At 73.9% G+C, this 8,695-nt stretch carries 10 protein-coding genes; all 10 read right to left on the bottom strand.

The annotated features are described in order from the left end of the window. Positions 1 to 117: 117 nt before the first annotated feature. A complete protein-coding gene (locus tag AB8Z75_RS28180) occupies positions 118 to 705 on the bottom strand; it encodes a hypothetical protein (RefSeq protein WP_369206825.1) in 588 nt (195 codons plus the stop codon). Positions 706 to 737: 32 nt separating this feature from the next. After that, positions 738 to 1,277, bottom strand: coding sequence for a hypothetical protein (locus tag AB8Z75_RS28175; RefSeq protein WP_369206823.1), 540 nt, complete (start codon positions 1,275 to 1,277; stop codon positions 738 to 740). Positions 1,278 to 1,327: 50 nt separating this feature from the next. After that, positions 1,328 to 1,531: a hypothetical protein gene (locus tag AB8Z75_RS28170; RefSeq protein ID WP_369206821.1), complete on the bottom strand. Its 204-nt coding sequence runs from the start codon at positions 1,529 to 1,531 to the stop codon at positions 1,328 to 1,330. Between the two features lie 372 nt (positions 1,532 to 1,903). After that, entirely contained in the window at positions 1,904 to 2,794 is an 891-nt protein-coding gene (locus tag AB8Z75_RS28165; RefSeq protein WP_369206819.1) for a DUF5936 domain-containing protein, read from the bottom strand. A 4-nt stretch (positions 2,795 to 2,798) separates the two neighbouring features. Next, positions 2,799 to 3,755: a type II secretion system F family protein gene (locus AB8Z75_RS28160; protein WP_369206827.1), complete on the bottom strand. Its 957-nt coding sequence runs from the start codon at positions 3,753 to 3,755 to the stop codon at positions 2,799 to 2,801. Between the two features lie 140 nt (positions 3,756 to 3,895). Then, positions 3,896 to 5,266, bottom strand: coding sequence for a CpaF family protein (locus AB8Z75_RS28155; RefSeq protein ID WP_369206817.1), 1,371 nt, complete (start codon positions 5,264 to 5,266; stop codon positions 3,896 to 3,898). Then, positions 5,263 to 5,499 (bottom strand): hypothetical protein, encoded by a 237-nt coding sequence (locus AB8Z75_RS28150; RefSeq protein ID WP_369206815.1) that lies wholly within the window; start codon positions 5,497 to 5,499, stop codon positions 5,263 to 5,265. The genes AB8Z75_RS28155 and AB8Z75_RS28150 overlap by 4 nt, the downstream gene beginning before the upstream one ends. After that, positions 5,496 to 5,924 carry a TadE family protein gene (locus tag AB8Z75_RS28145; RefSeq protein WP_369206813.1) on the bottom strand — a complete coding sequence of 143 codons (429 nt, stop codon included), beginning with the start codon at positions 5,922 to 5,924 and terminating at the stop codon, positions 5,496 to 5,498. Before AB8Z75_RS28145 ends, AB8Z75_RS28150 begins: the two co-directional genes overlap by 4 nt. Before the next feature lie 6 nt (positions 5,925 to 5,930). Continuing rightward, entirely contained in the window at positions 5,931 to 7,775 is a 1,845-nt protein-coding gene (locus tag AB8Z75_RS28140) for a CpaE family protein (RefSeq protein ID WP_369206811.1), read from the bottom strand. 6 nt (positions 7,776 to 7,781) lie between these two features. Beyond that, on the bottom strand, positions 7,782 to 8,528 hold the full coding sequence (gene cpaB / locus AB8Z75_RS28135) for a Flp pilus assembly protein CpaB (RefSeq protein WP_369206809.1): 747 nt from the start codon (positions 8,526 to 8,528) through the stop codon (positions 7,782 to 7,784). Positions 8,529 to 8,695: the final 167 nt, after the last annotated feature.

Genomic DNA, 8,695 nt, shown 5'->3' with positions numbered 1-8,695 from the left:
GGCGCGGGGTGGGGTCGTCGGCCCAGGCCCGGGGGGCGTTCAGGCCCAGCACGAGCGCCGCCGTGACGGACGAACACGCCAGTGCCCTGGTCAGCTGCGGCCCGGGGAGACCCATCCTCACCCCTCCCCGCCCAGTGTCACGCCCGCGGGAGGCATGTCGGCGATCTGGAACTCGACCTTGTCGTTGCCTTCCGGAGGCGCGGGGAACTGGGCGTACCAGGTCTTCGACTTCCCGGCCTGGATCGGCTGCCCGAAGGACGTGCACAGGCACCTGCCCTCGGTGTCCCTGAGCACCAGATAGCGCTTCTTGCCCTTCTTGTCGACGAGCTTCGCGCCGGCGACGGAGAGCTTGTTGCGCAGGGCCAGTTCGGACTCCTTGCCCTCCCACCCCGGGGCGACCCAGACCTTTCCGCCTCCGTTGGTGACCTTCCCGGTCACGGTCACGAAGCCGCCCGTCTCGCGGCGGGCCGCGTCGATGGTGAGGGTGATGTCGTCACCGCCCCGCACCTCGGCGAGCGGCTCGCCGTCGCCCGTCCCGCCGCCGCCGTCACCCCCGCTCCCCTCCGTGCGCGAGGGCCGTGGCTCCTTGGCGTCGTCGCCGCCGTCGCCTCCCCCGCCGCAGCCCGCGCCCGCCAGCATCAGGCCGGCTGAGAGAGCCACCGCGGTGAGGGACCGGCGCAGCCCGGTGGTGCGTCGAAGATTCATGAAGTGCTCGGCTCTCATTCCTCGTCCGCTCGTCATTCGACCAGCACCACCGAGAAGAGGTCCGACGGTTCCACGTCGAGGTCCTCGTCGTCGGGGTCGATCGTGAGGTTCTCGTCGTCGCAGGTGAGCTCGATCTCGTCGCCCTCAGCCCCGGTGTCGGCCGTGCAGCGGGGCCGGATGACCGCGGTGGCGGTGGCATGCGCCTTCTTGTGGTCCGCGCCGGGGACGAAGGTGTCGCCCGTGTCGAAGCGCGTCTCCACTCCGACGGTGTACCCGCTGTCCCCCTCACGCGTCGTGGGGTCGCAGGCGACCAGGTCGGAGCGGTTGCGGCCGGCGAAGTGGGCGGCCTCGCCGCAGCCGTCGCCGGCCAGCGGTGCCAGGGCGTCCAGCCAGTCCTGCCACGCGCCCTCCTCGGCCAGGGCGTCCACGAAGCCGTCGAAGAGCAGTTCCCGATCGTCCCGGGCGGCTCCCAGCGCGGCGGCGTCGGCGGCGGTCTGGCCGCCGTTTCGGACCGTTGCCGCCTGGGCGACGGCGAAGAAGGCGAACGCGAGGAAGAGCAGCCCCGCGATCACGGCGCCGTACAGGATGACCGTCTGGCCGGTGTCCGCCGTCCCCGGCGCCGTCAGCCTCCGAGAACGGCGCTCACGGCGTTGGCGATCGCCCCGGAGATCATCGAGTCCAGCCCCAGCGCCCGGATGGCGAGGATGATGCCGGCGACCAGGATGACGATGCCGGCGTACTCGATCGAGTTGGCGCCCCGGTCCGCGGCGGGCCCGCGGAGGCGGGCGATGCGGGTCCGGATACGCCTGCGGATGGCGTTCGTCATCGGAATCTCCTCCGTTGGTGGCTGACTCGGTGCCCCCGCAGGGACACGCCCCCGCGTCCGGCCGGCTCGCCCACCGCGTGTGGCGGCCCCCGTGGAGGCCGCAGCAGCTCGGTGACGTCACGTCGCGCGCCCCCTCCCTCACCCCCGCGCGGTGTAGCTAACAGTCGCTGCCCGGATGCAGACTGTGCCACATCTCGTATGCGCGGCGAAGAGGTGGTGAGAAACCCGTTGGCCGCCGCACCGGCCGCTGCGCTGTGACGTGCGAGAAGGCGGAGAGGCAGGGCGGCGGCTGGCACGCGGCCTGGGGGCCGTGGGAGCCGTGGGCGTGCCGCTTACGGGGGCATGCCACCCGGTCGGAGAAGAGGTCGAGGCTCAACCTCCCAGTACGGAACCGAAGTCGGTGTCCGAGCCGAGGACGAAGGTCGCCACGATGAGGATGAGGGTGCCGGGGAGCAGGAAGGCGATGGTGGACATGGTCGCCTTGGGGACGGTTTTCGCCGCCTTGCGGCGGGCGTTCTGCGCGTCGGTGCGCCGCATGTCGGTGGCGATCTGGATGAGCGTCTCGGCGATGGGTGCGCCCAGTTCCTCGCCTTGCTGGAGGGCGGTGACGAACTGGTCGACCTGGTCGCTGGCGTTGCGTCTGCGCAGCTCGTCGAAGGCCTGCCGGCGGCTGACGCCCATGTCCATCTGGCGCAGGGTGATGCGCAGTTCGTCCGCCCAGGGGCCCGCGTAGCGGTCGGCCACGCGCTCCAGCGCCTGCCGGAAGCCGAGTCCGGCGGAGACGACGACGGCGAGGACGTCGAGGAAGTCGGGCAGGGTGCGTTCGATGACGCGCCGGCGGTCCTTGATGGCCTGGCGGATGACGAGGTCGGCCGCGAACCAGCCGAACGCCAGCACGAGCACGGTGAAGAACAGGCTGCCGGCCGACAGGCCGACCAGCGCCATGAGGAGCCCGAAGAGGCCGTAGACGGCGCGGCGCGCCGCGTACCGCTCCAGGGTGAGGCCGCCGGGGTTCCCCGCCTGGTCGATCCTGCGGCGCTTCCTGGCGACCTGCCTGGCGCCCATCAGCCGCAGCACCAGCGGGGCCAGGCGCATGCCGAGGCGGTCGATGGCGGCCTCGCCCCTGGTGGTGCGGGTGGCGCCGACCTCCAGCGCGACGGCCAGGTCCTCGGGCAGCTTCGTCTCGGCGCGGTACATCCGCCAGCCGGCGAAGGCGCCGTAGACCGCGACGGCGGCGAGCGCCGCGAGTCCCAGGGCGATCACGGCCTCACACCTCGATCCTGCCGAGCCTGCGGATCACCCAGAAGCCCGCCGCGAACAGACCGACGGCGATGACCATGGCGATCTGCCCCACGGGGCTGCCGGTGACGCGGGCGAGGGCGCCGGGCATCATCGAGTTCATCATCAGCATCGCGCCGAGCCCCAGCAGCGGGATCGTGAAGGCGGTCGCGTTGACCTCGGCGAGCATGGTGCGGACCTCGCGCCTGGTCTCCTTGCGCTCTTCGAGAGTGGTGGTGAGGTTGCGCAGGGAGGCGACGATGGTGCCGCCCGCGCGGTTGGAGAGCACGAGCGTGGTGACCAGGACGACGAGTTCCCTGGAGGGCAGCCGCTCGGCCAGTTCGCCCAGCGCCTCGTCGATGGAGCGGCCGACCGCGAGTTGGTCGGTCACCAGCCGCAGTTCGTCCCCTGCCGGCGCCTCCAGCTCCTCGGCGGCCATGCCGAGGGCGGTGCGCAGCGCGAGGCCTGCCGAGGTGGCGTTGGCGAGGAGGCGCGCGAGTTCGGGCAGCTGGTTGATGAACTGCTCGGTGCGGCGCTGCCGCTGGTGGCCGAGGAAGGCGTTGCCGGCCAGTACGCCGATCAGCCCCGCGAGGGGCCCGAAGAACGGCGCCAGCGCCCAGGAGGCGAGTATCCACAAGACGGCGACGAGTCCGGCCATGGCCACGACGTACTCGCCGGGCGTCAGATCGAGTCCGGTGGCGGCCAGCTTGGTCTGGAGGCGGCGTCCCGGTCCGGTGGCCCGCACGCGGCGGTCGACCCCGGCGAAGCGGCGCCGTCTGCCGCCGGGCCCTGGAGGCAGCGGCGGTCCGGGGTGCGCGCCGTCGGCCAGCCGGGCGAGCAGTGCCTGTCGGCGGGCGCGCCCGGAGAGGTAGGTGAGCACGCCCGCGGCGGCCAGCGCGCAGGCGACCAGCGCGGCCCCGAGCGCGAACTGGGCGGCGGCGTCCAGTGCCAGGGCCGTCGACGGGCCCGGCGGGGACGGCGCGGGCCCCGGGGGTGGGGGCGCCGCCGCGTGCGGGAGCGCGGACGGTGCCACGTGCGCGGACGGTGCCAGGTGTGCGTACGGGGCCAGGAGCGCGGACGGGGAGGTCACACGGCCTCCCGGGTGGCGAGCTGGTCGTCGCTGCGGGCGACGCCGAACGCCGCGGGAACCGGCTCGCCCGCCAGGTGGAGCCGCTCGGCGACGCGGCGGGGCAGCGGCAGGTGCGCGAACTCGCCGCGCACTGCGCCGTCCGGTCCCATGGGCCGGGCGGTGAACCGGGAGACCGTCGCGAGCTGGAAGGTCTCGCGCCCGTGCGAGGCCAGCAGGGCGATCTCGACGACCTTGCGGGTGCCGTCCGCGAGGCGGGCGAGCTGGATGATGACGTCGACGGCGGAGTTGATCTGGTCCTGCAGCGCCGCGAACGGCACCTCGACCTCCGACATGGAGGCCAGCGTCTGGAGCCGCATCAGCGCGTCCTCGGCGCTGTTGGCGTGCACGGTCGCCAGCGATCCGTCGTGGCCTGTGGACATGGCCTGGAGCATGTCCAGGGTCTCGCCGCCGCGCACCTCGCCGACGATGATGCGGTCGGGGCGCATGCGCAGCGAGTTGCGGACCAGGTCGCGGACGGTGACCTGGCCCTTGCCCTCGACGTTGGGCGGCCGGGTCTCCAGCCGGATGACGTGGCTCTGCTGGAGCTGGAGTTCGGCGGCGTCCTCGACGGTGATGATCCGCTCCCGCTCGGGGATGAGCGCCGAGAGGGCGTTGAGCAGTGTGGTCTTCCCGCTGCCCGTGCCGCCGGAGACGATGACGTTGAGACGGGCCCGGATGAAGCCGGACAGCAGCGCCAGCATGTGCTCGTCCAGGGTGCCGAGACCGATGAGTTCGCCGAGCGTGTAGGCGCGGGGGAACCGGCGGATGGTGAGGGTGGCGCCCGTCAGCGACAGGGGCGGGATGATGACGTTGACCCGTTCCCCGGAGGGCAGCCGGGCGTCCACCATGGGGTTCGACTCGTCCACGCGCCGGTTGACGGTGGAGACGATGCGTTCGATGGTCTGCATCAGCTGCTCGTCGGAGGCGAAGCGGACGGGTACCTGCTCGACCCGGCCGCCGCGCTCGACGAAGATCTGGTCGGGACCGTTGACCATGATCTCGGTGATGGAGCCGTCCTCCAGCAGCGGCTCCAGTACCCCCAGCCCCAGCGCCTCGTCGACGACACGGCGGATGAGCAGTGTCCGGTCGCCGGTGGCCAGCACCGGGCCCTCGCGACTGATGAGGTGGCCCAGTACCCGCTCCAGGCGGGCCCGCCGTTCGGCCGGGGTCAGCGCCGACATCTCGGCGAGGTCGATCTCCTCCAGCAGCTTGGTGCGGTAGGTCGCCACCAGGTGGCCGGTGGGGTCCGCCGGTGCCCCGTGCGCCCCCGCGGCGCCCTCGGGCCCCTGGTGTGCGGTGACCGCGGTGATCCGGGAGCGCAGACTCATCGTTCCCCCTCGCTCGCGTACCCGATCCCTGTCGCTGCGGCTGCCGCCGTCCGCGCGCGGGCCTCGACCGCTGCCGTCCGCGCGCGGGCCTCGAGCACTGCCGCCGCCGTCCGCATGCCTGTCTCGGCCGCTGCCGCCGCCGTCCTCGTACGGGCCTCGGCCGCTTCCGCCGCCGTCCTCGTACGGGTCTCGACCGCTGATGCCGCGCCTGCTCGGCGGTGCGTTGCGCTCATGCGTCGCCGTCGCTCGGCATCGTCGCGGACCTGGACGCCTCGCCCAGACTGTCGACGCCCGGGATCAGGGAGGGGATGGTCACCGTGGCGGTGACCTCCACCTCGTCGCCCCCGTCGGACAGGGCGAAGCTGCTGCGGCGCGCCGTCCAGTCGGACATGGCCGCCCGCCCGCTCGCCTGGTACCGGTCGGCGATCTCCTCCTGCGAGGCCACCCTGGCCGCCGCCCGCGCCCCCGTGCCCGCCTGCTGGACGGCGTAGCCGACGATGCCCAGCTGGATGGCGGCCATCGCCACGAGCAGCAGCAGCGGCAGCATCCCGGCGAACTCCAGGGCACTGGACCCCCGATCGGGTCCCCGGGCGCCGTGGTCCCGGCCGGTCGGGTCGGCGAAGCCCCGGGCCCCGCGGGGCCGCTCGCGCCGTCTCATGCCGCCTCACCCCTCCTCCGCCGCGCCCGCCTCGCCGCCGACGGTGAACGGCAGACCCGCCGCGCCGGGGAAGAGGATCGGGGTGCGCAGATCGACGTTCGCCTTCCACACCGTGCCGCCGCGGCTGCAGCTGACCGAGGCGCCCTCGCGCCACTTGGCGGGCAGATGGGCGCGGGCAGCGGACTCGCACGCCGCCTGCGGGTCGTCGTAGGCGGCAGCCGCGGTGGCGGCGCGGGCGGCCTCGTCCGCGGAGTTGCCCGCCAGGGTGAAGGTGTAGCCGATCAACACGCACTGCCACAGCAGGGCGAGGGTCAGCAGCACGACGGGTGCCATCCCGGCGAACTCGACGGACAGCGAACCTCGCTCGCCCTCCTGCCGGATACGGGGCGCGATCCGGCGCCGTACGAACCCGCCGGGGGCCGGGTCCGACGGGGAGCGGGCAGGGCCCGGCCCCGGTCCGGGAGTGCCCTGGCCGTCGAGGGCAGAGCCGCCCGGCGGCAGCGCGTGCCGTGGCCGGTGCCCGGCCGGCGCGCCGCCGCCGGGGCCGGTCACCGCGCCTGCGGCGCCGTCCGTGCCCTGGGCGCCGCTCCTGTTCTGCCGCCGCCCGATCCCCCGCCCCGACGGCCCAGGAAGCTGTCCGGTCTGCCCCTGGGCCGGTGCGGTGAGGCCGAGTTCTCCCGCGAGCCCCCACAGCGCCTGGCGCACGCCGCCCTTGGGGTCGAGGTCCTGCATCCGTCCCGCGTCCAGCGCGGACTGGAGTTCCCTGAAGTGGGCGGGCACGCTCGTACGCGCCACCGGGGTGCCGGTGATCCGGGCGACGAGCTGCGGCTGGATCTCGCTGTGCCGCGAGGCGCGGTTGACGACGGTCAGCGTCTCCTCGGCCTTGCGGATCTGCAGCCGGTCCCACAGCCGCACCATGCGGGTGGCGCCGCGCACGGCGATCACGTCGGGGGTGGTCAGCAGCAGCGCCGCGTCGGCCGCCTCGATCGCGGCGGCGTTCCCCGCGTGCATCTGGGTGCCGCAGTCCACGACGACGACCTCGTAGCGGGAGCGCAGCGCGGCCACGAGCTGCCGGGCGGCCCGCTCGTCCACCTCCTCGCCGCGTTCCCCCTCGCCCGGGGCCAGCAGCAGCCCCAGGCCCGTCTCGTGCGGATACACGGCGTCCTGGAGGACACGCGGCGACAGGTCCCTGATCCCGGCGAGGTCGACGACGGAGCGGCGGAAGCGCACGTCCAGGTAGGAGGCGATGTCACCGGCCTGGAGATCCAGGTCCACCAGTGCCGTCTCGCGTCCGGACGCGCGGGCGGCGAGCGCGAGCTGGACGGCGGTCAGTGTGGTGCCGACCCCGCCCTTGGCCCCGGTCACGGTCACGAGCGTGCCGCCGCCGGGGCCGCCGAAGCCGTACGGGTCCGCGCCCTGTCCCCGCTCGTAGCCGCCGCCCAGGTGGCGGCGCACCCCGCGCGCCCAGGTGGCGGCGGCGGTGACCCGTGCCTCCAGCTCGTCGTAGGCCAGCGGCAGCCCGGCCACGCCGCGGGCTCCGGCGTCCATGGCCGCCGAGTACAGCCGCGGGCTGGTGTCCTGGGTGGCCAGGACGACCCCCACGGCGGGGAACTGGAGCGCGACCTGGCCGATCACCTCCAGCGCCGAGGCCGGGCCGATCAGCTCGTGGACGAGGACGACCTCGGGCAGCTCGGCCGGCGCCTCCTCCGCCTGCCGCGCCAGGACGTCCAGGAGCCGGGCCGAGTCCACGGCCGGCGGCAGCGGGTCGCTGTCGGGCAGCTGGCTGAGCAGCGTGACCAGCGAGCGGGCGGCGTCCGGGTCGCTGACGGCCGGCTGGATGCGGATGTCCATGGGACCTCACTCGTCTCCGGGGAGCGTGTAGATGCGGTCCTCCTCGGGGACCTGCCCCTCGTCGCCGGGCGCGACGAGGGCGAGCCGGACGTGTTCGGCGAACGACTCGGCGTAGGCGACGCGTTGGGCGTTCTTGGTGGAGAGCGCGAACGTGATCGGCACGCCCTCGCGCTCCCGGCGCCGGGTGCGGTCGTCACGGTCGCCGTCGTCGTCGAGCGGGGTCAGCTCGCCCACGTCGATCACCCTGACGCGGCTGACGAGGAGCCGGGACTCCGACGGTGTCTTGGCCCGCTCGCCGCCCCGGCCGGACTCCTCGCGCTGCTCGCCCTCGAACGTCGCGTAGACGTTGACGCGGTCGCCCGGGTTGATCTTTCCGGCGACCCCCGTCTCGGCGTCGATCATGATCGCGAGTTCCTGCTCGCCCTCCTTGAGCTCGGGCCGCCTGGCCATCATGTCCGACTGGAGCAGCGACCCCTTCTCGAGCGGGTTGACCGCGATCTTGCGGCGGATGTCACCCAGGTCGGTGACGGCGGTCTCGGGCAGCCAGCGCTCGGGCATCGATATCCGCTCCAGCTGCGAGGCCTTGAGCGCCTCGTAGGCGGGCACGTCCTGCTTCAGCTTGTAGGCCGTCACCTCGTCGCCGACCTTGGCCTGGACGTCCCGGACGACGGCCAGCACCCCGGCGAACGCGGCGAGGGCGCACAGGAGCGAGAGGACGAGGAGGAGGACGCCACGGCGCTGGCGTGAGTTCATGGACGGATACCTCGGGGATCGGCGACGACGGGGCGCTCGCCCGCGCAGTGTCCTGCGCCCCCGCGCCCGGACGGCGGCGCGACGGGCGACGACGCGGGGGACGGTGGCGGCGTGGGGGACGGTGGCGGCGCGGCAGCCGGTGGCGGCGCGGCAGCCGMGGGCGGCGA

It is taken from the genome of Streptomyces sp. PU-14G, from assembly GCF_041028275.1.
GTDB lineage: Bacteria > Actinomycetota > Actinomycetes > Streptomycetales > Streptomycetaceae > Streptomyces.
The sequence above is the reverse complement of the archived record's forward strand: the minus strand, read 5'-3'. Positions and strand labels throughout refer to the sequence as shown.

Bases quoted from the DNA above. Each gene is read 5' to 3' on its own strand.
- AB8Z75_RS28170 (WP_369206821.1), bottom strand. From the start codon at position 1,531: ATGACGAACGCCATCCGCAGGCGTATCCGGACCCGCATCGCCCGCCTC.
- AB8Z75_RS28155 (WP_369206817.1), bottom strand. From the start codon at position 5,266: ATGAGTCTGCGCTCCCGGATCACCGCGGTCACCGCACACCAGGGGCCC.
- AB8Z75_RS28145 (WP_369206813.1), bottom strand. From the start codon at position 5,924: ATGAGACGGCGCGAGCGGCCCCGCGGGGCCCGGGGCTTCGCCGACCCG.
- AB8Z75_RS28180 (WP_369206825.1), bottom strand. From the start codon at position 705: ATGAATCTTCGACGCACCACCGGGCTGCGCCGGTCCCTCACCGCGGTG.
- cpaB (WP_369206809.1), bottom strand. From the start codon at position 8,528: ATGAACTCACGCCAGCGCCGTGGCGTCCTCCTCCTCGTCCTCTCGCTC.
- AB8Z75_RS28150 (WP_369206815.1), bottom strand. From the start codon at position 5,499: ATGAGCGCAACGCACCGCCGAGCAGGCGCGGCATCAGCGGTCGAGACC.
- AB8Z75_RS28140 (WP_369206811.1), bottom strand. From the start codon at position 7,775: ATGGACATCCGCATCCAGCCGGCCGTCAGCGACCCGGACGCCGCCCGC.